Origin of the sequence: Saccharothrix ecbatanensis, assembly GCF_014205015.1 — a bacterium.
GTDB lineage: Bacteria > Actinomycetota > Actinomycetes > Mycobacteriales > Pseudonocardiaceae > Actinosynnema > Actinosynnema ecbatanense.
Genome location: NZ_JACHMO010000001.1, coordinates 5,017,039 through 5,039,895, shown reverse-complemented (window position 1 = coordinate 5,039,895; position 22,857 = coordinate 5,017,039). Strand labels below are relative to the sequence as shown.

Annotated in this window: 24 protein-coding genes; 20 read left to right on the top strand and 4 right to left on the bottom strand. The window is 71.0% G+C overall.

The genetic code is table 11. The annotated features are described in order from the left end of the window. Positions 1-19: 19 nt before the first annotated feature. Both F4560_RS20895 and F4560_RS20890 read right to left on the bottom strand, forming a co-directional pair. On the bottom strand, positions 20-1,336 hold the full coding sequence (locus F4560_RS20895) for a PTS transporter subunit EIIC (protein WP_184922350.1): 1,317 nt from the start codon (positions 1,334-1,336) through the stop codon (positions 20-22). After that, positions 1,333-2,034: a GntR family transcriptional regulator gene (locus tag F4560_RS20890; protein WP_184929278.1), complete on the bottom strand. Its 702-nt coding sequence runs from the start codon at positions 2,032-2,034 to the stop codon at positions 1,333-1,335. The genes F4560_RS20895 and F4560_RS20890 overlap by 4 nt, the downstream gene beginning before the upstream one ends. 247 nt (positions 2,035-2,281) lie before the next feature. Between F4560_RS20890 and F4560_RS20885 the strand changes: the two genes are divergently transcribed. The 8 genes from F4560_RS20885 to F4560_RS20850 all read left to right on the top strand — a co-directional run bounded on the left by F4560_RS20885 (position 2,282) and on the right by F4560_RS20850 (position 9,482). Then, the gene (locus F4560_RS20885; RefSeq protein ID WP_033427848.1) at positions 2,282-2,518 is read left to right on the top strand and encodes a PTS sugar transporter subunit IIB; all 237 of its coding nucleotides are present in this window, start codon (positions 2,282-2,284) and stop codon (positions 2,516-2,518) included. Next, positions 2,515-2,967, top strand: a complete 453-nt coding sequence (locus F4560_RS20880; protein ID WP_184922347.1) for a PTS sugar transporter subunit IIA — start codon at positions 2,515-2,517, stop codon at positions 2,965-2,967. The genes F4560_RS20885 and F4560_RS20880 overlap by 4 nt, the downstream gene beginning before the upstream one ends. A gap of 105 nt (positions 2,968-3,072) precedes the next feature. Continuing rightward, positions 3,073-3,630: a prepilin peptidase gene (locus F4560_RS20875; RefSeq protein WP_184922345.1), complete on the top strand. Its 558-nt coding sequence runs from the start codon at positions 3,073-3,075 to the stop codon at positions 3,628-3,630. Between the two features lie 93 nt (positions 3,631-3,723). Continuing rightward, positions 3,724-4,923 (top strand): chorismate synthase, encoded by a 1,200-nt coding sequence (aroC, locus tag F4560_RS20870; RefSeq protein WP_184922343.1) that lies wholly within the window; start codon positions 3,724-3,726, stop codon positions 4,921-4,923. 88 nt (positions 4,924-5,011) lie between these two features. Continuing rightward, on the top strand, positions 5,012-5,515 hold the full coding sequence (locus tag F4560_RS20865; RefSeq protein ID WP_184922341.1) for a shikimate kinase: 504 nt from the start codon (positions 5,012-5,014) through the stop codon (positions 5,513-5,515). A gap of 28 nt (positions 5,516-5,543) precedes the next feature. Further along, entirely contained in the window at positions 5,544-6,572 is a 1,029-nt protein-coding gene (locus F4560_RS20860) for a DNA glycosylase AlkZ-like family protein (RefSeq protein WP_184922339.1), read from the top strand. Between the two features lie 19 nt (positions 6,573-6,591). Then, positions 6,592-7,698 (top strand): 3-dehydroquinate synthase, encoded by a 1,107-nt coding sequence (gene aroB / locus F4560_RS20855; protein ID WP_184922337.1) that lies wholly within the window; start codon positions 6,592-6,594, stop codon positions 7,696-7,698. 224 nt (positions 7,699-7,922) lie between these two features. After that, a complete protein-coding gene (locus F4560_RS20850) occupies positions 7,923-9,482 on the top strand; it encodes a glycoside hydrolase family protein (RefSeq protein WP_184922335.1) in 1,560 nt (519 codons plus the stop codon). A 39-nt stretch (positions 9,483-9,521) separates the two neighbouring features. Here F4560_RS20850 and F4560_RS20845 read toward each other — a convergent pair whose 3' ends face one another. Next, positions 9,522-9,941 (bottom strand): B-4DMT family transporter, encoded by a 420-nt coding sequence (locus tag F4560_RS20845; RefSeq protein WP_184922333.1) that lies wholly within the window; start codon positions 9,939-9,941, stop codon positions 9,522-9,524. A gap of 156 nt (positions 9,942-10,097) precedes the next feature. Between F4560_RS20845 and F4560_RS20840 the strand changes: the two genes are divergently transcribed. From F4560_RS20840 to nusB, 3 genes are all read left to right on the top strand, one after another. Beyond that, entirely contained in the window at positions 10,098-11,186 is a 1,089-nt protein-coding gene (locus F4560_RS20840) for a M24 family metallopeptidase (protein WP_184922332.1), read from the top strand. A 73-nt stretch (positions 11,187-11,259) separates the two neighbouring features. Continuing rightward, complete coding sequence (efp, locus tag F4560_RS20835; RefSeq protein WP_184922330.1) at positions 11,260-11,823, top strand: elongation factor P; 564 nt, start codon at positions 11,260-11,262, stop codon at positions 11,821-11,823. Position 11,824: 1 nt separating this feature from the next. Next, complete coding sequence (gene nusB / locus F4560_RS20830) at positions 11,825-12,244, top strand: transcription antitermination factor NusB (RefSeq protein WP_184922328.1); 420 nt, start codon at positions 11,825-11,827, stop codon at positions 12,242-12,244. Positions 12,245-12,342: 98 nt separating this feature from the next. Here nusB and bldD read toward each other — a convergent pair whose 3' ends face one another. Continuing rightward, entirely contained in the window at positions 12,343-12,831 is a 489-nt protein-coding gene (gene bldD / locus F4560_RS20825; RefSeq protein ID WP_015103676.1) for a transcriptional regulator BldD, read from the bottom strand. A gap of 258 nt (positions 12,832-13,089) precedes the next feature. On the opposite strand from bldD, the gene pyrR reads away from it, so the two are divergent. The 9 genes from pyrR to gmk all read left to right on the top strand — a co-directional run bounded on the left by pyrR (position 13,090) and on the right by gmk (position 22,808). Further along, entirely contained in the window at positions 13,090-13,662 is a 573-nt protein-coding gene (gene pyrR, locus F4560_RS20820) for a bifunctional pyr operon transcriptional regulator/uracil phosphoribosyltransferase PyrR (RefSeq protein ID WP_184922327.1), read from the top strand. Further along, positions 13,659-14,591 (top strand): aspartate carbamoyltransferase catalytic subunit, encoded by a 933-nt coding sequence (locus tag F4560_RS20815; RefSeq protein WP_184922325.1) that lies wholly within the window; start codon positions 13,659-13,661, stop codon positions 14,589-14,591. The genes pyrR and F4560_RS20815 overlap by 4 nt, the downstream gene beginning before the upstream one ends. Then, the gene (locus F4560_RS20810) at positions 14,591-15,871 is read left to right on the top strand and encodes a dihydroorotase (RefSeq protein WP_184929277.1); all 1,281 of its coding nucleotides are present in this window, start codon (positions 14,591-14,593) and stop codon (positions 15,869-15,871) included. The genes F4560_RS20815 and F4560_RS20810 overlap by 1 nt, the downstream gene beginning before the upstream one ends. Further along, positions 15,868-16,353, top strand: coding sequence for a PH-like domain-containing protein (locus F4560_RS20805; protein ID WP_184922323.1), 486 nt, complete (start codon positions 15,868-15,870; stop codon positions 16,351-16,353). The genes F4560_RS20810 and F4560_RS20805 overlap by 4 nt, the downstream gene beginning before the upstream one ends. Beyond that, positions 16,350-17,477, top strand: coding sequence for a glutamine-hydrolyzing carbamoyl-phosphate synthase small subunit (carA, locus tag F4560_RS20800; protein ID WP_184922321.1), 1,128 nt, complete (start codon positions 16,350-16,352; stop codon positions 17,475-17,477). Before F4560_RS20805 ends, carA begins: the two co-directional genes overlap by 4 nt. After that, positions 17,477-20,776 carry a carbamoyl-phosphate synthase large subunit gene (gene carB, locus F4560_RS20795; RefSeq protein ID WP_184922319.1) on the top strand — a complete coding sequence of 1,100 codons (3,300 nt, stop codon included), beginning with the start codon at positions 17,477-17,479 and terminating at the stop codon, positions 20,774-20,776. Before carA ends, carB begins: the two co-directional genes overlap by 1 nt. Next, entirely contained in the window at positions 20,773-21,591 is an 819-nt protein-coding gene (gene pyrF / locus F4560_RS20790) for an orotidine-5'-phosphate decarboxylase (protein WP_184922316.1), read from the top strand. The genes carB and pyrF overlap by 4 nt, the downstream gene beginning before the upstream one ends. 303 nt (positions 21,592-21,894) lie before the next feature. After that, complete coding sequence (gene mihF, locus F4560_RS20785; protein WP_184922314.1) at positions 21,895-22,212, top strand: integration host factor, actinobacterial type; 318 nt, start codon at positions 21,895-21,897, stop codon at positions 22,210-22,212. After that, positions 22,209-22,808 (top strand): guanylate kinase, encoded by a 600-nt coding sequence (gene gmk, locus F4560_RS20780; RefSeq protein ID WP_184922312.1) that lies wholly within the window; start codon positions 22,209-22,211, stop codon positions 22,806-22,808. Before mihF ends, gmk begins: the two co-directional genes overlap by 4 nt. The last annotated feature ends 49 nt before the right edge of the window (positions 22,809-22,857 follow it).

The following is a 22,857-nucleotide window of genomic DNA, read 5'->3' as shown; positions in this document are numbered from 1 at the left end:
TCGTCTTTCCTCCGCCGGTTCAGGACGCGGTGGCGTCCCGCCGGCCCTTCTTTCCGTTCTTGCCATTCTTGGCCTCGCCGGACTTGTCCTCGGGACCGTCGACGATGCTCTGGTCGGCTTCCGGGTCCTCGTCCTCGTCGCGGCCCGGCGTCTTCAGGTTCCACTTCGTGATGACGAAGCGGAACAGGAAGTAGTAGATGAGCGCGTAGATCACGCCCAGCACCAGGATCAGCAGGGGTTTGGTCGCGATGCTGAAGTTGAGGGCGTAGTCGATCGCACCGGCGGAGAACCCGAACCCGTCGTGGATGCCCAGCGCGTTGCTGATGGCCAGCGACGTGCCCGTGAGGAACGCGTGGATCACGTAGAGCGGCCACGCCACGAACATGAACGCGAACTCCAGCGGTTCGGTCACACCCGTGATGAACGCCGTCAGCGCGGCCGAGCCCATGATGCCGGCGACGATCTTCCGCTGCGCCGGGCGGGCCGTGTGCACGATGGCCAGGGCCGCCGCCGGGAGCGCGAACATGAAGATCGGGAAGAAGCCGGTCATGAACGTGCCCGCCGACGGGTCGCCCGCGAAGAACCGCGGGATGTCGCCGGTCTTGCCCTCGTAGTCGCCGAACACCTGCCACATGAACGTGTTCGGGATGTGGTGCAGGCCGAGGGGGATCAGCAGGCGATTGATCGTGCCGTAGACACCCGCGCCGATGATCGTGCTGCCGGAGATGCTCTCGCCGACCCAGGTCAGGCCCTTGTCGAACCACGGGTAGATCAGGCCCATGAGGACCGCGACCACGATCATCACGCCCGCGACCATGATCGGCACGAACCGCCGGCCGCCGAAGAACGCCAGGTAGGCGGGCAGCTTGATGCGGTGGTACCGCTGCCACAGGACGGCCGTGATGAGACCCACCACGATGCCGGTCAGCACCGAGTAGTTGATCATCTCCTGCTTGGCGTCCGCGGCCGCGCCCTCAGGAAGCGGCAGCACCAGCGGCGACATCGCCTTGAACACGGCCTCCGACACCACGAAGCCGACGACCGCGGCCAGCGCGGTGGAGCCGTCGCCTCGCCTGGCGAAGCCGATCGCCACACCGACCGCGAACAGCAGCGGCAGGTTGGCGAACAGGGCGTCGCCCGCCCCGCCGATGACACTGGCGACCGCGTTCCAGCCGAGCCCGTTCTTGCCGAGCAGGTCGGGTTGGCCGAGTCGCAGAAGAAGAGCGGCGACGGGCAGCGCGGCGATCGGCAGCATGAGGCTGCGACCGAACCGCTGGAGCCCGGCCAGTCCCTTGATCTCACGACCGCCGGTCGCCTGTGGGGCGCTGGCGCTCATGGGGTACCTCCTTTGGCGGAGTGGTGCGGGCCGGATTCCGGGACGGTCCGGTCCAATTGCATGGTCACCTGGTAGAGATCGCCCCGGTACCAGGACGTCATGGCCTCCACGGGCCGGCCTTGTGAGCCGGCGACGCGGTGGAACACGAGCAGCGGGCTGCCGGTCCGAACACCCAGCAGCTTCGCCGTTTCGGGGTCGGCGCCCTCGGCCCACACGGTCTGCGCCGCGTGGTCGAGCTGCACGCCGTAGTGGTCGGCGATGAGGGTGTAGAGCGAGGTCGTGAGGTCGTGCCGGTCGAGATCGGGCACGACCCGCGGGCTGTACCAACCGCGTTCGACGGCCAGTGGCACGCCGTCGGCCCGGCGCAGGCGCACGAGCCTGCACGCCGGTTCGTTCGGCATCAGGTCGAGCGCGGTGGCCGCTTCGGCCGGCGGCGCCTCCTCGGCGCACGCCAGCACTTCGGTCGCGGGGGTGAGGCCGCGCCGCCGCATGTCCTCGGTGAACGACTCCAGGTACAGCTGGACGTCCAGCCGACGCCGCGCGGTGAACGTGCCGCGGCCCTTCGCCCTGGTCAGGAGTCCTTCGGCGACGAGCTGCCCGACCGCGGCGCGGACCGTGATGCGGGAGACCCGGTACTGCTCGGCCAGGTCGCGTTCGGACGGGATCGGGGAGCCGGGCGGTAGTTCGTGCTCGGCCATGCGCCGCAGGATGTCGCGGAGCTGCGCGTGCTTGGGTTTCGGCCCTTCGACGATCTCGGTGGCGATCTCGGTGCGGCTCACGACACCTCCCCGGTGCTCGCGTCGGTAATGCCGGATTGGTACTTTCCGGTCTAGACCAGTTGGTGACGGGGAGGATGCTCCGCGCGCCAACCGGGTGTCAACCGCCGTTACGGGACCGTGCCCGAGCGGTGGCACCCTCAGGCCAGGTGTCGAGAAGGGACTTCAAGTGGCGGACGACAAGGCGGAGCGGATCCTCGCCGCGCTCGGCGGTGCGGACAACATCGTGGAGATCGAGCCGTGCATCACGCGCCTGCGCTGTGAGCTGGAGGACGGTTCCCTGGTGGACGAGAAGGCTTTGAAGGGGCTGGGCGCGCACGGTGTGATGCGTGCGGGCAACGTCGTCCAGGTGGTGGTGGGTCCGGAGGCCGACACCATCGCCAGCGACATCGAGGACCTGCTGTGACGTTGCGCGTGGCGAGCCCGGTCAGCGGCCGGGTGGTGCCGCTGACCGAGGTGCCGGACCCGGTGTTCGCGCAGGCCATGGTGGGTCCGGGGGTGGCGGTGGAGCCGGACCGGGTGAGCGCCGACGTGGTGTCGCCGGTGGACGGGACGGTGGTGACGCTGCACCCGCACGCGTTCGTGGTGGCGACCCCGGAGGGTGCGGCGGTGTTGGTGCACCTGGGGATCGACACGGTGAAGCGCAAGGGCGAGGGCTTCACGCTGCACGTGGTCAAGGGCGAGACGGTGCGCGCGGGGCAGGTCGTGGTGACGTGGGACCCGGCGGAGGTGGAGGCGGCGGGGTTCGCGCCGATCTGCCCGGTGATCGCGCTGGACGCGGCGCCGGAGGTGTTGCTGGACCAGGCCGGTGGCCCGGTGGCGGCGGGTGACGCGCTGTTCTCCTGGCAACGGTGATCGCGCGGGGTTGATCCCGGCCCGTGGCGGACGAATGCGGATGAATGGACCATTCATCCGCATTCCTCGTTGCACCAAGGGTGTCCGCGCCACGACGCTGGGTGCATGGTCATCTCGGGATTCCTGGCCGGCGCTCTGGGCGCCGGGTTGCTCCGCCGACTTCCTCGCGGCGCCGGCGTGTGCTGGCTCTGGTGCGCGGTCCCGACAGCGGTGCTGTGGCTCGCAGCCCGATCACTGTCCCCTCCGCACTGGCTCCCGGTGCCGCTGGTGCTGGGGTGGCTGGGCGTGCTGCTGACGGTGACGGATCTGCGTCACGGCCGGCTGCCGGACGCCCTCACGTTGGCCGCGTACCCGGTGGTCGGCCTCACGCTGTGGCTGTGCGGTGCGGACTTGTGGCGTGCGCTGGCGGGCTGCCTGTTGTTCGGCGGCTTCCACTTACTCGTTCGCGTCGTCGCGCCGTCGGCGATGGGCGGGGGAGACGTGAAGCTGGCCGGGCCACTGGGCGCGGTGCTGGCCTCGGTGTCGTGGCTCGCGTTGCCGGCGGGCGCGCTGCTGGCGAGCGTGATCACCCTCGTGCTGGCCATCTGGTGGCCGTCAACCACCGTCCCGCATGGACCGGGCCTGCTGGCGGCGACGTGGCTGGTCGCGGTGTCAGCCGGGTGAAGGCCCGGCGGTGGTCCCATCAGACGGGATGGCGTCGAGGCCTCCCACCTGGGCTCTCTCGATCCGGATTCACACTGTGAAAGGATTCGGCACGTGCTGCGCTGGATCACTGCTGGGGAGTCCCATGGACCGGCCCTCGTCGCTGTGCTGGAAGGCATGGTCGCCGGGGTCGAGGTCACCACTGCCGACCTGACCGCTCAACTGGAGCGCCGCCGGCTCGGCTTCGGCCGCAGCCCCCGGATGGGCTTCGAGGCCGACGAGGTCGAGATCCTGGGCGGTGTCCGCCACGGGCTCACCCAGGGCGGTCCGGTCGCGGTCCGGATCGGGAACACCGAGTGGCCCAAGTGGCAGACGGTGATGTCCGCCGACCCGGTCGACCCGAGCCTGCTCAAGTCCACCGGCCGCAACGAGGCGCTGACCAGGCCCCGGCCCGGCCACGCCGACCTGCCCGGCATGCAGAAGTTCGGCTTCGACGAGGCCCGCCCGGTGCTGGAGCGCGCCAGCGCCCGCGAGACCGCGTCCCGCACCGCGCTCGGCACGGTCGCCCGGCACTTCCTCAAGCAGGTCTTCGACGTGGACGTGATCAGCCACGTCGTCTCCATCGGCAAGGCCAAGACGCCCGCCGACGCCCCCGTGCCCGGTCCCGGTGACCTGGACGCCGTCGACGCCAGCCCGGTCCGCGCCTTCGACCCGCGTGGCACCGAGGCGATGGTGGCCGAGGTCGAGGCGGTCAAGGAGGCGGGCGACACGGTCGGCGGGGTGATCGAGGTGATCGTCTACGGCCTGCCGCCGGGCCTCGGCTCGCACGTGCACTGGGACCGCCGCCTCGACGCCCGCCTGGCCGGCGCGCTGATGGGCGTGCAGGCGATGAAGGGCGTGGAGATCGGCGACGGCTTCACCACCGCCGAGCGGTGGGGCAGCGAGGCGCACGACGAGATCGACCGGGGCACCGGGCCGAAGGGCGTCACCCGGCGGTCCAACCGGGCCGGTGGCCTGGAGGGCGGCATCACCAACGGCGAGCCGCTGCGCGTGCGGGTGGCGATGAAGCCCATCTCGACCGTCCCGCGTGCTCTGTCCACTGTGGACGTCCGAACGGGAGAGGCGGCGGTCGCCATCCACCAGCGCTCGGACGTGTGCGCGGTGCCGCGCGCGGGCGTGGTGCTGGAGTCCGTGGTGGCGCTGGTGCTGGCGGAGACGGCGCTGGAGAAGTTCGGCGGCGACTCGATCACCGAGACCAAGCGCAACGTCGCTTCCTACCTGGAGGCGCTGGAAGCCCGTTGGGAAGGCCTGTGAGCGAGTCCGCGAGCGAATTGTTCAACAGCGAACCGTTCAACACAGTGCCCTGGGCTCTTGCCACGCCGAGCCCCGGCGAGGTGTGCGCATGAGCCCCCGGTTCGTCGTTCTCGGGCCGCCCGGGGCCGGTAAGACGACGGTCGGCCGGCTGCTCGCCGAACGCCTCGGCGTCGGCTTCCGCGACACCGACGAGGACGTGGTGGCCACCGCGGGCAAGCCGATCTCCGACATCTTCACCGGTGACGGCGAACCCGTGTTCCGCGCGCTGGAGGAGGAAGCCGTCGCCGAGGGCCTGAAGACCCACGACGGCGTGCTGGCGCTCGGCGGCGGCGCGGTGCTGTCCGCGACCACCCGCGCCCTCCTGGCCGACCAGATCGTGGTCTTCCTGAACGTCGGCATGGCGGAAGGCGTGAAGCGCACCGGCATGTCCGCCGCACGTCCGCTGCTGGCCGGCGTGAACCCGCGCGCGACGTTCAAGTCCCTGCTGGACGCCCGCCTGCCGCTGTACCGGGAGGTCGCCACCATCGAGGTCGTCACCGACAGGCTGACCCCGGAGCAGGTGGTCGACGCCGTGCTCGCCCACCACGCCTGACCCGACCCGATCCGGTGAAAATGGGTCCGTGGAACTGACCGGAGCGCAGGTCCTCGCCCACCGTGCCGCCGTGCAGGGCCTGCACGGGGACGACCCCGACGCGGTGCTCGCGCTGGGGGTCGTGGACAGCCCGCCCAAGACGGGCGCGGCGGCGTTGGGCGTCCGAGGCCGCCGTGAAGGCACCGAGGGCCTGGTCCGCGTGCTCAGCCTGCGCGGCGCACCTCACCTGCACCGACGTGAGGACCTGCCCGCGTTGCGCCGCCAACTCCGCCCGCGCACGGAGAAGCAGCTGGCCGCGTGGTGCGGCGCGTTCCCGGTGCCCGACCTGGCGCACGTCGACCTGGTCGTGGACGCGATGCGCCGCGAGCTCCCCGGCGACACCGCCACCAAGGGCGAGCTGTCGGCCGCGATCACCCCGGGGCTGCCGGAGGTCGTCACCCCGTACTGCGCGGGCTGCAAGGCCCACCACGTCATCGAGAACGTGTTCCGGCTGTGCACGCTGCTGGCCGGCATCGAACTGGAGCACCAGGGCGCGAAGCTCACCTTCCGCCGCCCGACCGCGAAACCTGAGCCCGAAGCGCCCGGCGAACCGACCTTGTTGCGCGACTACGCCCGGCTCGTCGGCCCGTTCGCCAAGGCCGACGCGGAGAAGTGGCTCGGCGCGGGACCTCAGGACACCTGGCCGGACCTGCGCCCGGTCCGGGTCGACGGCAAGCGGCTGCTGGCGCACGAGGACGTGCGTGAAGCGCCGGACCCGCCCGCCGGCCTGCTGCTGTTCCCTCGCGACCCGTACCTGCTCGGCCCACGTCACCTCGTCGCCGACCCGGACGTGGCCCGGCAGGTGTGGCGGCCGGTCGGCAGCCCCGGCGCCCTCGTCCTGCACGGCCGGGTGGCTGGGACGTGGCGGTACGAGTTCAGCGGCCGCACGGTGACGTTCCAGGTCAAGGGCTGGTCGAAGGTGAAGGGCGCCGCGCGCGGGGCGGTCAAGGACCAGGCAGAGGTGCTGGCCGGGGTGTGGGGCGCGGGGGCGCTCGAAGCGAACGTGGTCGAATGGTGACCCGACGAGGGGAGTGGTGATGGGCGAGCCGGTGCGGATCCGCGTGACCGCGGAACGACCGTACGACGTTGTGGTGGGCCGCGGCCTGCTCGGCGACCTGGTGGAGACCCTGAAGGGCACGGCCAAGGCGGCGATCGTCCACACGCCCACGCTGACCGAGACCGCCGAAGCGGTCCGGGAGGCGCTGGCCGAGGCCGGGATCGACGCCCACCGCGTCGAGGTGCCCGACGCCGAGGACGGCAAGGACCTGCGGGTCGCCGGGTACTGCTGGGACGTGTTCGGCCGCATCGGCCTGGGCCGCAGCGACGTGGTGATCGGCCTCGGCGGAGGTGCGGTGACCGACCTGGCCGGGTTCGTCGCGTCCACCTGGATGCGCGGCGTGCAGCTGGTCCACGTGCCGACCACCCTGCTGGCCATGGTGGACGCCGCGGTCGGCGGCAAGACCGGCATCAACACCGACGCGGGCAAGAACCTGGTCGGCACGTTCTACGAGCCGAACGCCGTGCTGGTCGACCTGGTCACGCTGGAGACGTTGCCGCGCAACGAACTCGTGGCCGGCATGGCCGAGGTGGTCAAGGGCGGTTTCATCGCCGACCCGGTGATCCTCGACCTGATCGAGGCCGACCCGGAGGCCGCGCTGGACCCGACCGGTGACGTGATCGGGGAGCTGGTCCGGCGCAAGATCCAGGTCAAGGCGGACGTGGTCTCGACCGACCTGCGCGAGTCGGACCTGCGCGAGATCCTGAACTACGGCCACACCCTCGCGCACGCCATCGAGCGCCGCGAGCGTTTCCGCTGGCGGCACGGCGCGGCGGTCAGCGTCGGCCTGGTGTTCGCCGCCGAACTGGCACGCCTCGCGGGCAGGCTGGACGACGCGACCGCCGACCGCCACCGGTCGATCCTCACCTCGCTGGGCCTGCCGACCGGTTACGACCCGGACGCGCTGGGCCAGCTCATGGAGGGCATGCGTTCCGACAAGAAGACCAGGTCAGGGGTGCTGCGGTTCGTGGTGCTCGACGGCCTGGCCAAGCCGGGTCGGCTGGAAGGCCCGGACCCGGCGCTGATCGCGGCGGCCTACTCCGCGGTGGCGGCCGAGCCGAAGTCGGGCGGGAGCATCCTGCTGTGACGCCGACCGGAACGCTGTGACGCCGGACGGCAAGCGGGGATGAGCGCAGGGCACCTGCACCACGTCGAACACGGATGGTTTCGAAGTGGAGCTGGTCGCCTCGTCCGGTTGACACCCGAGCGGTTGAGTCGATCTCTACACTGTCACGACACCGGGTGCCGTGCCGTTCCCCGCGCGTCGTGCCCGATGTCCATCCGTCTCGAGAAGTGGAGATCCGCCCCGCCATGGCCAGTCCCGGAGCGGCGAGAGTCCTCGGATCCACGCTGGTCGCCACCTTGCTGGCGGCCTGCGCGCCGGGTGCCGCAGACCCGGCGCCGGTCGCCTCCGGGAGCAGCGACACCGCGTCGAGCAGCGTGACCGGCAGCGCCACGCCCACCGCCACGCCCAGCAGCACGCGCAAGCCCGCGCCGGTGCCACTGGCCACCGACCGCGGTCGGTGGAGCGCGGCCGTGGTGGCTTACGGCGGCGGGGACTCGCCGTACAACTACGGCCCGACGGTCCTGCTGGAGAGCGGTCGGCACCGGATGTGGTGGTGCAGCCAGCTCGGCGCCGCCGTGCCCGCCGGCGACGACCTGCTCTACTCGGAGAGCGGCTCGGCGGCCGGCCCGTTCGTCGCGCCGAACGGCGCCCCGGCCATGCCGGTGCTGTCCGGCAGCGTCACCGGCTTCGACGGCGTGCACACCTGCGACCCGTCGGTGGTCAAGGTCGGCGGCACGTACTTCCTCTACTACACCGGCGCGGCGGGTGATCACGCGCACGGCAACGCCATCGGCGTCGCCAGCAGCACGGACGGCCTGTCGTGGACGAGGCTCGCGGGCGGTGCCCCGATCGTGAGCCCGTCCTACGACAAGACCCGCGAGAACACCTACGGCGCGGGCCAGCCGTCGGTGCTGGTCGTGGACGAGTGGTTCTACCTGATGTTCACCGACACCACCGGCGAGGCGGCCGGGTGGAACGGCGCGGGCCAGTTCGTGCTGCGCTCCAAGGACGCGACGTTCGCCTCCGGCGTGCAGGCGCTGGGCCCCGACGGCTTCCAGTCCGTGCCCGACACCCGCACGAAGCGCACCCGCTCGGTGGTGGACGCGTTCAGCGCCGACTGGATGTACGTCGACGTGCTGGGTGCGTTCGCCATCGCGCACGAGACCGATGCCGGCACCACCCTGACCTTCTGGAACAAGGACTTCACCGCCAGCCCGCACCCCGTGGTGCACATCCCCGGCCAGTGGCGGGAAGGCCCCGGCCTGGTCCGCACGGCCCACGGCCATGCGCCGGTGTCGCTCGAGGACCCGTGCGGCCGGATCGCGGTGGACGTGATCCGCGCGACCGTGGACGGCGCGGCCGCGGCGCCGACCGACCTCCAGCAGTTCGGCCTGGACCTGGTGGGCGTGCCCGGCTGCACGACCGTGCCGTCGGCGTCGGTGCTGCACGGGTTCGCCATGCCGTCACCGCAGAACACCATGGACCTCGTGCTGGGCGGCAAGGTGGTCCGGATCGAGCGTCGTTCGGTGACCGACCGGCTGGCCGCGAAGGTGCTCGACCGGCGACCGGCGGTGGTGGACAGGATGCCGGTCGTCGCGCGGATCCCGGCGGGGGCGAAGGCGGTGCGCTCGTCCGACGGCCAGATCGGGCTGCTGCTCAGCAAGGACGAGGACCAGGACCAGCTGTGGGTCCTCGGCGCGGGCCCGGCCGCTGAGGAGATCGTCGCGCTGAACTCCTCCGAACCCACCCTGGTGACCAAGGCCGCCTGGGAGGCGTACCCCAAGGCCGGCAACCTCCGCCGCTGACCGGGCGCTGGTTGCCGGGAGCCGCCGGGCTGTCGAGACTTAGAGAGTCCCGTCGGGCTGCCGCGACCCGTCCGGCTGGGGTAGGGCGTTGCCGATGGCGATTCCGACCCCCGATGTAGTCATGACCAACAGCGCGGTGAACGCGGCCCCGCCGGTCAGCGCCGGCCACAGCTCCTCCAAGCCGGTCTGGTCCACCAGCGAGCGGCCGATCACGCTCGCGATCCCCGCCAGCGGCCCGGCCACCAAAGCCGCGATGAACCACACCATGCCGCGCCCTTCGAGCTGCCGCCACGCGTCCAGCGCGCCCCACAGCAGACCGATCACGACGACCAGCGCGATCGCGATGTACCGGATCGACGAGGCCGCTTCGGGGCTGTACACGCTCACCGCCGAGGTGCCGGTCTGCACCCCGCCGTGGAACAACCCCATCCAGAAACCTCGGACCAGCCACGTGCGCATGCGTTCCACCCTAGGGGTGACGGACGGCCGCTCATAGCTGCCCTCGGGAGCCGGCCACGACGGCACGGCGAGTCACGAGAACCGTCGCACGATTCGGCACGGTTCACCCGATCGAGTGGCGGTGTGGGGTGGCCCACCGGGCCTTAGGCTGCCTGTATGCCGCACTCCACTCGCCGCGCCGCCCTGCGCGCCACGCTCCGGGACCGGGAGCTGGACGCCCTGCTGGTGACCAACCTGCTGAACGTCCGCTACCTCACCGGGTTCACCGGCTCGAACGCGGCGCTGCTGGTCCACGCCGACACGGACGACAACGCCGTGTTCTGCACCGACGGCCGATACCTCACCCAGGCCGCGGCGCAGGTGCCGGACCTGGAACGCGTCATCGACCGGCCGTGCGACGCGGCGCTGGTCGGCCGGGCGTCGAAGGCGGGCCTGGACCGGGTCGGGTTCGAGAGCGACCACGTCACCGTGGACGGCCTGGACGCGCTGACGGAGGCGGGCGACGGCGTCGAGCTGGTCCGCGCGTCCGACCTGGTCGAACAGCTGCGGGTGGTCAAGGACGACGCCGAGGTCGAGGCGCTGCGGATGGCGTGCGCGGCGGCGGACCGGGCGCTGGCGGACCTCATCGAGCACGGTGGCCTGCGCGCCGGCCGCACCGAGAAGGACATCGCCCGCGAGCTGGAGAGCCGGATGCTCGACCACGGCGCGGCCGGCCCCTCGTTCGAGTCGATCGTGGCGACGGGCGCCAACTCGGCCGTCCCCCACCACCGGCCGACGGACGCCGTGGTCAAGGACGGCGACTTCGTCAAGCTGGACTTCGGCGCCCTGGTCGACGGCTACCACTCGGACATGACCCGCACCCTGGTCGTCGGCCGGGCCGCGGACTGGCAGCGCGACCTGTACCGACTGGTCGCGGCCTCGCAGGCGGCCGGCCGTGCCGCGCTCGAACCGGGCGCGCGCATCCCGGACGTGGACGCGGCGGCGCGCGGCGTGATCGAGGCGGCCGGGTTCGGCGAGCAGTTCCTGCACGGCCTCGGCCACGGCGTCGGCCTGGAGATCCACGAGGCTCCAACTCTCTCCAGGGCGGGTGACGGTACACTTCTGCCCGGTATGGCGGTCACCGTCGAGCCCGGTGTGTACCTGGCCGGGAAGGGTGGTGTCCGCATCGAGGACACGCTCGTGGTGCGCGCAGGCGCCCCGGAGCTCCTCACCCTGACCATGAAAGAGCTCGTCGAGCTCTGTTAGTCGGATCGTCTGAAGTCGGATCCGTCGGCCGAGCCGACCTCCCCTCACTCACGCAACAGGAGAGCCCACCACCGTGGCCACCACCAACGACCTGAAGAACGGCCTGGTGCTGAACATCGACGGCCAGCTGTGGACCGTCACCGCGTTCCAGCACGTCAAGCCGGGCAAGGGCGGCGCCTTCGTGCGCACCACGTTGAAGCACGTCCTGTCGGGCAAGGTCGTGGACCGGACCTTCAACGCGGGCACCAAGGTCGAGACGGCCACCGTCGACAAGCGCGGCATGACGTACCTGTACAAGGACGGCGCCGACTTCGTCTTCATGGACGGCGACACGTTCGACCAGATCAGCATCCCGGCCGAGACCGTCGGCGACGCGGCGAACTACATGCTGGAGAACCAGGAAGCGATCGTCGCCATGCACGAGGGCGTCGCGCTCTTCATCGAGCTCCCGACCTCGGTCGAGCTCGTGATCCAGCACACCGACCCGGGCCTCCAGGGCGACCGCTCCACCGGCGGCACGAAGCCCGCCACGCTGGAGACGGGCGCGGAGATCCAGGTCCCGCTGTTCGTCACCACCGGCGAGAAGATCAAGGTCGACACCCGCGACGGCCGTTACCTCGGCCGAGTGAACGGCTGAGATGGGCGCACGGAGCAAGGCCCGCAAACGCGCCCTCGACGTCCTCTACGAGGCGGACCTGCGGGGCGTCGACCCGGTGACGCTGCTCGCGGACCGGGTCGGTTCGACGGACGTGCCGCCGGTGAACGACTACACGATCGCCCTCGTGGAAGGCGTCACGGCGCACCGCTCGCGCATCGACGACCTCATCTCCGAGCACGCCGAGGGCTGGACCCTCCAGCGGATGCCGGCGGTGGACCGGGCGGTGCTGCGGATCGGGCTGTACGAGCTGCTGTGGGCGGCCGACGTGCCCGACGCGGTCGCCATCGACGAGGCGGTGGAGCTGGCCAAGGGCCTGTCCACGGACGACTCGCCGCGGTTCGTCAACGGTGTGCTCGGCCGGATCGCGGTCATCGCGGACCAGCTCCGGGCCGTCCTCTAGCCCGAAGGCTGGAAAACGCCAAACTGCACTGAAAAGCGCAGCTCACAGCACGGCGAAGGGGCCACCCGTCCGAACCGGCGGGTGGCCCTTCAGCGTGTTCAGTCCTCCTTGGCCGGACGGGCCTCGGGGGGCAGCACACCCCAGTCGATGAGCTGTTCGGTCAGCTCGCCGGGGGTCATGTCGTAGATGATGGCCAGCGACCGCAGGTCCTCGGTCCGGATGGACAGCACCTTGCCGTTGTAATCGCCACGCTGGCTCTGGATGGTCGCCGCGTACCGGGCGAGGGGCCCGACCTTCTCCGCGGGCAGCTGTTGCAGCCGCTCCAGGTTGATGACGATCTTGGTGGCTGGTTCCGCTCCGGACGGCACCCGGCCCTCGGGCAGCAGCTCGGCCACCGGGACGCCGTAGAAGTCGGCCAGTTCGGCGAGCTTCTGCACGGTGACAGCGCGGTCGCCGCGCTCGTACGAGCCGACGACCACGGCCTTCCAGCGACCGCCGGACTTCTGCTCGACGCCGTGCAAAGACAGGCCCTGCTGCTGGCGGATCGCGCGGAGCTTGGCCCCCAGCGCCTTGGCGTAGTCGCCCATGTGGCGGTTCTCCGTTCATTCGCCCCGTCAGCCGGTAGGGGACTGCCGCGGGGAGGCTTAGATCAATACGCAGAGTAATGATTGCTCTCCGTGGTCACCAGGTCAAGCTGATCTCGCCGGCCCAGGTGGGCGAGACCACGCACACCACCCGGAAGATTGACCCTCCGCGCCTGATACGGTCCTGGTCAGCCCGGTCGCAGCCGGGTGTCCGACGTCCTTTAAGGACCCGTCCAGCGAGGCGGGGAAGGAGGTCCAACCGTGGCGCCACGTCAACGTGGCGCGACGGACCCGGCCCGGGAGCGCGAGCTCCTGTCGGCCGGCGACGTCGCGCGCACCGTCGCCCGAATGGCCCATCAGATCATCGAGAAGACCGCTCTTGATGCACCGAGCGCACCCGCAGTAGTCCTGATGGGGATTCCGAGCCGGGGAGCGCCGCTCGCCCGCCGCTTGGCCGTCAGGATCGCGGAGTTCGCCGGTGTCGAGGTGCCGACCGGCACGCTGGACGTCACCCTCTACCGGGACGACCTGCGCCGCGGCCCCACCCGCCCGCTGGAGGCGACGAAGCTGCCCGAAGGCGGCGTCGACGAAAAGCTCGTGATCCTCGTGGACGACGTGCTGTTCTCCGGTCGCACGATCCGCGCCGCGCTCGACGCCCTGCGCGACCACGGCCGCCCGCGCGCCGTCCAGTTGGCCGTCCTGGTCGACCGGGGCCACCGCGAACTGCCGATCCGCGCGGACTACGTGGGCAAGAACGTGCCCACGGCCCGGACCGAGGAGGTCCACGTGCTGCTGGAGGAGTTCGACCAGCGGGACGGGGTGGTGCTGCGGTGAAGCACCTGCTCACCACCGAGGGCATCGACCCGGCGCAGGCGACCGCCATCCTGGACACCGCGGCGAACCTCAAGCAGGCCCTCGAAGGCCGTGAAGTGCGCAAACTCCCGACGTTGCGCGGTCGCACGGTCATCACGATGTTCTACGAGAACTCCACCCGCACCCGCGTGAGCTTCGAGATCGCGGGCAAGTGGATGAGCGCGGACGTGGTGAACGTCTCGTCGTCCGGCTCCAGCGTGAGCAAGGGCGAGTCGCTGCGGGACACCGCGCTGACCCTGGCCGCGGCGGGCGCGGACTGCGTCATCGTGCGGCACCCGGCGTCCGGCGCGGCGCACCGGCTGGCGGGTTGGCTGAAGGAAGCCGGCACGTCGGTCGTCAACGCGGGCGACGGCATGCACGAGCACCCCACCCAGGCCCTGCTGGACGCGGCCACCCTGCGGGAACGCCTAGGCGACCTGCGGGACCGCCGGATCGCGATCGTCGGCGACGTGCTGCACAGCCGGGTCGCCCGGTCGAACGTGCACCTGCTCACCGCGTTGGGCGCGGACGTGACGCTGGTCGCGCCGCCGACCCTGCTGCCGATCGGCGTGTCGAGCTGGCCGGTGACGGTCTCGCACGAGCTGGACGCCGAACTGCCCAGCCTCGACGCCGTGATGCTGCTGCGAGTGCAGGCCGAGCGGATGCACGGCGGGTTCTTCCCGTCGGCCCGTGAGTACTCCATCGCCTACGGGCTCAGCGAGAACCGGCTGAAGCTGCTGCCGGAGCACGCGGTCGTGCTGCACCCCGGTCCGATGCTGCGCGGGATGGAGATCGCCTCGGCGGTCGCCGACTCGCCCCGTGCCGCCATCACCGACCAGGTGCGCAACGGCGTGCACGTGCGCATGGCCGTCCTCTACCACCTGCTTGCCCACGAGGAGGAAACCGCGTGATGCCCTTGATCCTCAAGGGAGTACGACCGTACGGCGAGGGTGACCTGGTTGACGTGCTGATCCGCGACGGCGTGATCGCCGGGATCGGGTCCGTCGAAGCAGACGACGCGGAAGTGGTCGAGGGGAACGGCGCGGTCCTGCTGCCAGGCTTCGTCGACCTGCACACCCACCTGCGCGAACCGGGCCGCGAGGACACCGAGACCATCGCCACGGGGTCGGCCGCCGCCGCGCTGGGCGGCTACACGGCCGTCTTCGCCATGGCCAACACGAACCCGGTCGCCGACAACGAGGTGATCGTCCAGCACGTCGCACGCCGGGGCCGCGAGGTCGGCCTGGTCGACGTGCACCCGGTCGGCGCGGTCACCGTGGGCCTGGAGGGCGTGAAGCTCGCCGAGTTGGGCACGATGGCCAAGGCGGGCGTCCGGGTGTTCTCCGACGACGGCCACTGCGTGCACGACCCGCTGATCATGCGTCGGGCGCTGGAGTACAGCAAGGCGCTGGACGTCGTCGTCGCGCAGCACGCGGAGGAGCCCCGGCTGACCGTCGGCGCGCAGGCGCACGAAGGCGAGCAGGCGTCCCGGCTCGGCCTCCAGGGCTGGCCCGCCGCCGCCGAGGAGTCGATCGTGGCGCGGGACTGCCTGCTGGCGCTGCACGCGGGCGCCCGGCTGCACGTCTGCCACGTCTCCACCACCGGCACGGCCGACGTGCTCAGGTGGGCCAAGGCCCGCGGCACGGAGGTGTCGGCCGAGGTCACGCCGCACCACCTGCTGCTGACCGACGACCGGCTGGGCACCTACGACCCGGTCAACAAGGTCAACCCGCCGCTGCGCACGGCGGCCGACGTGAAGGTGCTGCGCGAGGCGCTGGCCGAGGGCGTCATCGACTGCGTGGCCACCGACCACGCGCCGCACGCCGTGCAGGACAAGGACTGCGAGTGGTCCGCGGCACGGCCGGGCATGCTCGGGTTGCAGACGGCGCTGTCGATCGTGGTCGAGACGATGGTGAAGACCGGCCTGCTGGACTGGCGCGGCGTCGCGCGGGTGATGAGCGAGCGGCCCGCCGAGATCTCTGGCCTGCCCGATCAGGGGCGACCGATCGAGGTCGGCGAGCCGGCCAACCTGACCCTGGTCGACCCGGACGCCACCTGGACCGTGCGCGGTGCGGAGTTCGCCAGCATCGCGGCCAACACGCCGTTCGAGGGCATGGAGCTGCCGGGCGCGGTGGTGGCGACGCTGCTGCGCGGGCGCGTGACGGCCGTCGGCGGAAGGATTCGCCCATGACGCGGCTGTTGCTGTCCCTGGGCTTGCTGGCCATCTTCCTGCTGTGCCTCTACGGCATGTGGCGCGGCTGGCAGCGCCGTGCCCGCCGCCAGGCCGAGGTGCTGCCCGAGTTCCCGCAGCCGCCCGCCGAGACCGGTGCGACGATGCTGGAGACGACCGGTGTCTACGTCGGCACCACCATCGGCGAGGACTGGCAGGACCGGGTCGCGGTCGGCGACATCGGCCACCGCGCCGAGGCCACGCTCAAGCTCACCGAGAACGGCGTGCTGGTCGAGCGGACGGGCGCGAGCGCGCTGTGGATCCCGGTGGAGCAGGTGACGAGCGCCCGCACGGCACGAGGCCTCGCGGGCAAGGTGATGACGGCGGACGGCCTGCTGGTCGTGCGCTGGCAGCTCGGGGACAAGGTGCTCGACACCGGGTTCCGGGGCGACGACAAGGACGTGTACGAGCAGTGGGTGCAAGCGCTGGGAGACTCCGCATGATCGACCTGGGCAAGACCGACGCGGCACTGGTCCTGGAGGACGGCCGCGTGTTCCGCGGTGAGGCCTACGGCGCTGTCGGCGCGAGCCTCGGCGAGGCCGTGTTCTCCACCGGCATGACCGGCTACCAGGAGACCCTCACCGACCCGTCCTACCACCGCCAGATCGTGGTGCAGACCGCGCCGCAGATCGGCAACACCGGCTGGAACGACGAGGACGACGAGTCCGGCCGCATCTGGGTCGCCGGGTACGTCGTCCGCGACCCCGCGCGGGTGCCGTCCAACTGGCGGTCCAAGCGCGGTCTGGACGAGGAGCTGGCGAACCAGGGGATCGTCGGCGTCGCGGGCGTCGACACCCGGATGCTCACCCGCCACCTGCGCGAGCAGGGCGCGATGCGCGCCGGCGTGTTCTCCGGTGACGACCTGGGCGGCGTCGAGGAGATGCTGGAACGGGTCCGCAGCGCGCCCACCATGAAGGGCGCCGACCTGGCCGGCGACGTGACCACGGCCGAGCCGTACGTGGTCGAGGCCGTCGGCGAGCGCCGGTTCACCGTCGCCGCGCTGGACCTGGGCATCAAGTCCAACACCCCGCGGATGATGGCCGCCCGCGGCATCGAGGTGCACGTCCTGCCGCTGACCTCCACCGTGGACGACCTGGTGGCGCTCAAGCCGGACGGCGTGTTCCTGTCCAACGGCCCCGGCGACCCGGCCACCCAGGCGCACGCGGTCGAGCTGACCCGCGGCGTGCTGGACCGGAAGATCCCGCTGTTCGGCATCTGCTTCGGCAACCAGATCCTGGGCCGCGCGCTGGGCCGCGACACGTACAAGATGCGCTACGGCCACCGGGGCATCAACATCCCGGTCATCGACGTGTCCACCGGCAAGGTGGCGATCACGTCGCAGAACCACGGCTTCGCGCTGGAGGGCGAGCCGGGGGAGGAGTTCACCTCCGACTTCGGCCGCGTGCTGCTGAGCCACTACTGCCCGAACGACGGCACGGTCGAGGGCGTCCGCGCCCTGGAAGTGCCCGCGTTCAGCGTGCAGTACCACCCGGAAGCGGCGGCCGGTCCGCACGACGCCGCACCGCTGTTCGACGAGTTCGTGACGATGATGGGCGAGGGTCGCTGATGCCGAAGAGGACAGATCTCAAGCACGTTCTGGTCATCGGCTCCGGCCCGATCGTCATCGGCCAGGCCTGCGAGTTCGACTACTCCGGCACCCAGGCGTGCCGGGTGCTGCGCGAGGAGGGCCTGCGGGTCTCCCTGGTCAACTCCAACCCGGCGACGATCATGACGGACCCCGAGTTCGCCGACGCCACCTACGTCGAGCCCATCACCGCGGAGTTCGTGGAGAAGGTCATCGCGGCCGAGCGGCCGGACGCCATCCTGGCCACGCTGGGCGGCCAGACCGCGTTGAACACGGCGATCGCGCTGCACGAGCGCGGCGTGCTGGAGAAGTACGACGTCGAGCTGATCGGCGCGGACATCGACGCCATCCAGCGCGGCGAGGACCGGCAGATCTTCAAGGACCTGGTCCGCAAGATCGGCGCGGACGTGCCGCGCAGCGCGGTCTGCAAGACCATGGACGACGTCCGCGCGACCGTGGCCGACCTGGGCCTGCCGGTCGTCATCCGGCCGTCGTTCACCATGGGCGGCCTCGGCTCGGGCATGGCGCACACCCCGGAGGAGCTGGAGCGGCTGGCCGCGTCCGGCCTCGCGGAGTCCCCGGTCACCGAGGTGCTGATCGAGGAGAGCGTGCTCGGCTGGAAGGAGTACGAGCTGGAGCTGATGCGCGACCGCAACGACAACGTGGTCGTCGTCTGCTCCATCGAGAACATCGACCCGATGGGCGTGCACACCGGCGACTCGGTGACCGTGGCACCGGCGATGACCCTCACCGACCGCGAGTACCAGCACATGCGCGACGTCGGCATCGCGGTCATCCGCGAGGTCGGGGTGGACACCGGCGGCTGCAACATCCAGTTCGCGATCAACCCCGAGAACGGCCGCATGGTCGTGATCGAGATGAACCCGCGGGTGTCCCGTTCCTCCGCGCTCGCGTCGAAGGCGACCGGTTTCCCGATCGCCAAGATCGCCGCGAAACTCGCCATCGGCTACACGCTGGACGAGATCCAGAACGACATCACCGGTGAGACGCCGGCCAGTTTCGAACCGACCCTCGACTACGTCGTGGTGAAGGTGCCGAGGTTCGCGTTCGAGAAGTTCCCCGGCGCGGACAGCACGCTCACCACGACCATGAAGTCGGTGGGCGAGGCCATGTCCATCGGCCGCAGCTTCGTGGAGGCGCTCGGCAAGGCGTTGCGCTCCATGGAGACCAAGGCCGCCGGCTTCTGGACCACGCCCGACCCGGACGAGACGCTGGAGTCCACTCTGGACGCCCTGCGCAAGGGGCACGACGGCCGCCTGTACACGGTGGACCGCGCGCTGAGGATGGGCGCGAGCATCGAGCAGGTGCACGAGGCGTCGCGCATCGACCCGTGGTTCATCGAGCAGATGGCGTGGCTGGTCGAGCTGCGCGGCGAGATCGAGGACGCGCCGGTGCTGGACGAACGCCTCCTGCGCAAGGCGAAGCGGGCCGGGCTGTCCGACCGGCAGGTGGCCGCGCTGCGCTCCGAGCTGGCCGGCGAGGACGGCGTCCGCACCCTGCGCCACCGGCTGGGCGTGCGGCCGGTGTTCAAGACGGTCGACACGTGCGCCGCCGAGTTCGCCGCCAAGACCCCGTACCACTACTCGGCCTACGAGCTGGACCCCGACGCCGAGACCGAGGTGGCCGAGCAGCGGGACAAGCCGAAGGTGCTGATCCTCGGCTCCGGGCCGAACCGGATCGGCCAGGGCATCGAGTTCGACTACTCGTGCGTGCACGCGGCCATGGCGCTGCGCGCGGCCGGGTACGAGACGGTGATGGTCAACTGCAACCCGGAGACCGTCTCCACCGACTACGACACGGCGGACCGGCTGTACTTCGAGCCGCTGACGTTCGAGGACGTGCTGGAGGTGTTCCACTCCGAGCAGCGCTCCGGCACGGTCGTCGGCGTGATCGTGCAGCTCGGCGGCCAGACCCCGCTGGGCCTGGCGCAGCGGCTCGAGGACGCGGGCGTGCCGGTCGTCGGCACCCCGCCGCACGCCATCCACCTCGCCGAGGACCGCGGCGCGTTCGGCCAGCTGCTCACCGACGCCGGGCTGCCCGCGCCGAAGTACGGCATGGCGACGTCGTTCGCGCACGCCAAGGCCATCGCGGACGAGATCGGCTACCCGGTGCTGGTGCGGCCGTCGTACGTGCTCGGCGGGCGCGGCATGGAGATCGTCTACGACGAGGAGTCCCTGCGCGGCTACATCCAGCGCGCGACCGACGTCAGCCCGGCGCACCCGGTGCTGGTCGACCGGTTCCTCGACGACGCCATCGAGATCGACGTGGACGCCCTCTACGACGGCACCGACGTGTTCATCGGCGGTGTGATGGAACACATCGAGGAGGCCGGCGTGCACTCCGGCGACTCGGCGTGCGCGCTGCCGCCCATCACCCTGGGCGAGTCGGACATCGAGGCGGTCCGGCGGTCCACGCTGGCCATCGCCGACGGCATCGGCGTGCGCGGCCTGCTCAACGTGCAGTACGCGCTGAAGGACGACGTGCTCTACGTCCTGGAGGCCAACCCTCGCGCCTCGCGCACCGTGCCGTTCGTCTCCAAGGCGACGGCGGTGCCGCTGGCCAAGGCCGCCGCCCGGATCATGCTGGGCGCGACCGTCGCCCAGCTCCGCGCGGAAGGGCTGCTGCCCAAGACCGGTGACGGCGCCAAGCTGCCCGCGCACGCGCCGGTCGCGGTCAAGGAGGCCGTCCTCCCGTTCCACCGGTTCCGCACGCCGGAGGGCAAGGGCGTCGACTCGCTGCTCGGCCCGGAGATGAAGTCGACCGGCGAGGTCATGGGCATCGACGTGTCGTTCGGCATGGCCTACGCCAAGTCCCAGACCGCCTCGTACGGCTCCCTGCCCACGTCGGGCCGGGTGTTCGTGTCGGTGGCCAACCGGGACAAGCGGGCCATGATCTTCCCGGTCAAGCGGCTCGCCGACCTGGGCTTCGAGGTGCTGGCCACCGCCGGCACGGCCGAGGTCCTGCGTCGCAACGGCATCCCGTGCACGGTCGTCCGCAAGCACTTCGAGGGCGCCGACAACATCGTGGACGCCATCCTCGCGGGCACCGTCGATATGATCATCAACACGCCGTACGGCAACAACGGGCCGCGGATCGACGGCTACGAGATCCGCACGGCGGCCGTGGCCAAGGACATCCCGTGCGTCACCACGATCCAGGGCGCGGCGGCGGCCGTGCACGGCATCGAGGCCGCCATCCGCGGTGACATCGGGGTCCGGCCCCTCCAGGCGCTCCAGGCGGCCCTGCGGGGTGACGCGTGAGGTTCGGCGCGCGCCTCTCCAAGGCCATCTCCGAGCACGGACCGCTCTGCGTGGGCATCGACCCCCACCCGGGCCTGCTGGCGTCCTGGGGGCTCTCCCAGGACGCCGCGGGGCTGGAGCGGTTCGCGCTGACCTGCGTGGAGGCGTTCGGCGGCCGGGTCTCGGTGGTCAAGCCCCAGTCGGCGTTCTTCGAGGCGCACGGCTCCAGGGGCGTCGCGGTGCTCGAACGGGTCATCGCGGACCTCAGGGACAGCGGCACGCTCGTCCTGGTCGACGCCAAGCGCGGTGACATCGGCTCGACCATGGCCGCGTACGCGGCGGCGTACCTCACCGAGGGCTCGCCGCTCGCCGGCGACGCGGTCACCGTGTCGCCGTACCTCGGGTTCGGATCGCTCGATCCGGCCCTCGAAGCCGCCTCGGCGAGCGGTCGCGGAATATTCGTTCTCGCCCTGACTTCGAATCCGGAGGGCGCTTCCGTGCAGCGCGCGGTGGGCTCGGAAGGGCGCTCGGTGGCGCAGTCGATCGTGGACGCGGCGGCCCGTGCGAACGCCGGCGCGGAGCCGTTCGGAGACGTCGGCCTGGTCGTCGGCGCGACCCTGGACGAACTCGACGTCGACCTCTCTGACCTGCACGGACCCGTCCTGGCGCCGGGTTTCGGGGCTCAGGGCGCAACGGTCGCGGACCTGCGTTCGCTGTTCGGATCCGACCTGCGCGGAGTGCTCCCGACGTCCTCGCGGGACGTGCTCAGGCACGGCCCCGGGACCGCATCTTTGCGGTCTGCGGTGGACGCGATCCGGGCGTCCCTGGAGATGTGATCGCCATCAAATCTCGACACGCTTTACGTGGTCCGCTCACCTGCGCAAACGGTCCCTGGTACGGTCCTGGCCACCGGCAGGACCAGCACCCGCCAAGCGCATACCACACAGGCTGTGCGCAAAGCGTTACCGGTGGCGGGTGATGGGCCAGTCGGAGGGTGTTGGTACTACTACCACCCGCCGCTACCAACTCCAGCGCTGAAAGATTCACCTGACTGGGACCCACGTTGTACCCAGGCAATTGCGCTCGGTACGGTCGCGGCACCGATCCAGAATTGAAATTCCCACACCACGGAGGAAATCGTGGCCCTTCCCCAGCTTACCGAGGAGCAGCGGGCCGCAGCGCTGGAGAAGGCTGCTGCAGCTCGTCGCATTCGGGCTGAGCTCAAGGAGCGCCTCAAGCGTGGCGGCACGACTTTGACGGACGTGCTGAAGGCCGCCGAGAGCGACGAGGTCCTTGGCAAGATGAAGGTGTCCGCGCTGCTTGAGGCCCTTCCGGGCGTCGGCAAGGTGCGTGCGCAGCAGATCATGGAGCGCCTTGAGATCGCTCCGAGCCGTCGGCTGCGCGGCCTGGGTGAGCGGCAGCGCAAGGCGCTGCTCACCGAGTTCAGCGGCGAGTGAGTGATGGCGCCGGGGTGGGGTCGGACGTTCGCGTCCGGCCCCGCCTCACCGTTCTGTCCGGCCCGTCCGGCGTCGGCAAGTCCAGCGTGCTGGGCGAGCTGCGCCGAATGGGACCGGAGATCCACTTCAGCGTCTCGGTGACCACCAGGAAGCCGAGGCCGGGCGAGATCGACGGCGTCCATTACCACTTCGTGGACGTCCCCGAGTTCCACAAGATGATCGAGAACGGCGAGCTCCTGGAGCACGCCGAGTTCGCCGGCAACTGCTACGGCACCCCCAGGGCGCCGGTCGAGCGGGCGCTGGCGGCAGGCAGGCCGTCCCTGCTGGAGATCGAGTTGCAGGGCGCGCGGCAGGTCCGGCGCGCGATGCCGGACGCACAGCTCGTCATGCTGGCCCCTCCGTCATGGGAGGACCTGGTCGGCCGGTTGACCGGCCGCGGCACGGAAGACCCGACCGTGGTGGCCCGCCGGCTGGAGATCGCCAGGGAGGAACTGGCGGCCGAACCGGAGTTCGACGAGGTCGTGGTGAACGCCGACGTGAAGTCCGCCGCCGCGAGCTTGCTAAACTTGGTGGTCGGCCCGGTGCCCGGCGCGTGATCGCGCGCGTCGAGTGGCACGGGACGACTCCGCAGCGAACAACCGTGCC

Bases quoted from the DNA above. Each gene is read 5' to 3' on its own strand.
- F4560_RS20895 (WP_184922350.1), bottom strand. From the start codon at position 1,336: ATGAGCGCCAGCGCCCCACAGGCGACCGGCGGTCGTGAGATCAAGGGA.
- F4560_RS20890 (WP_184929278.1), bottom strand. From the start codon at position 2,034: ATGGCCGAGCACGAACTACCGCCCGGCTCCCCGATCCCGTCCGAACGC.
- F4560_RS20875 (WP_184922345.1), top strand. From the start codon at position 3,073: ATGGTCATCTCGGGATTCCTGGCCGGCGCTCTGGGCGCCGGGTTGCTC.
- F4560_RS20865 (WP_184922341.1), top strand. From the start codon at position 5,012: ATGAGCCCCCGGTTCGTCGTTCTCGGGCCGCCCGGGGCCGGTAAGACG.
- aroB (WP_184922337.1), top strand. From the start codon at position 6,592: ATGGGCGAGCCGGTGCGGATCCGCGTGACCGCGGAACGACCGTACGAC.
- F4560_RS20850 (WP_184922335.1), top strand. From the start codon at position 7,923: ATGGCCAGTCCCGGAGCGGCGAGAGTCCTCGGATCCACGCTGGTCGCC.
- F4560_RS20845 (WP_184922333.1), bottom strand. From the start codon at position 9,941: ATGCGCACGTGGCTGGTCCGAGGTTTCTGGATGGGGTTGTTCCACGGC.
- F4560_RS20840 (WP_184922332.1), top strand. From the start codon at position 10,098: ATGCCGCACTCCACTCGCCGCGCCGCCCTGCGCGCCACGCTCCGGGAC.
- nusB (WP_184922328.1), top strand. From the start codon at position 11,825: ATGGGCGCACGGAGCAAGGCCCGCAAACGCGCCCTCGACGTCCTCTAC.
- bldD (WP_015103676.1), bottom strand. From the start codon at position 12,831: ATGGGCGACTACGCCAAGGCGCTGGGGGCCAAGCTCCGCGCGATCCGC.
- F4560_RS20810 (WP_184929277.1), top strand. From the start codon at position 14,591: ATGCCCTTGATCCTCAAGGGAGTACGACCGTACGGCGAGGGTGACCTG.
- F4560_RS20805 (WP_184922323.1), top strand. From the start codon at position 15,868: ATGACGCGGCTGTTGCTGTCCCTGGGCTTGCTGGCCATCTTCCTGCTG.
- carA (WP_184922321.1), top strand. From the start codon at position 16,350: ATGATCGACCTGGGCAAGACCGACGCGGCACTGGTCCTGGAGGACGGC.
- carB (WP_184922319.1), top strand. From the start codon at position 17,477: ATGCCGAAGAGGACAGATCTCAAGCACGTTCTGGTCATCGGCTCCGGC.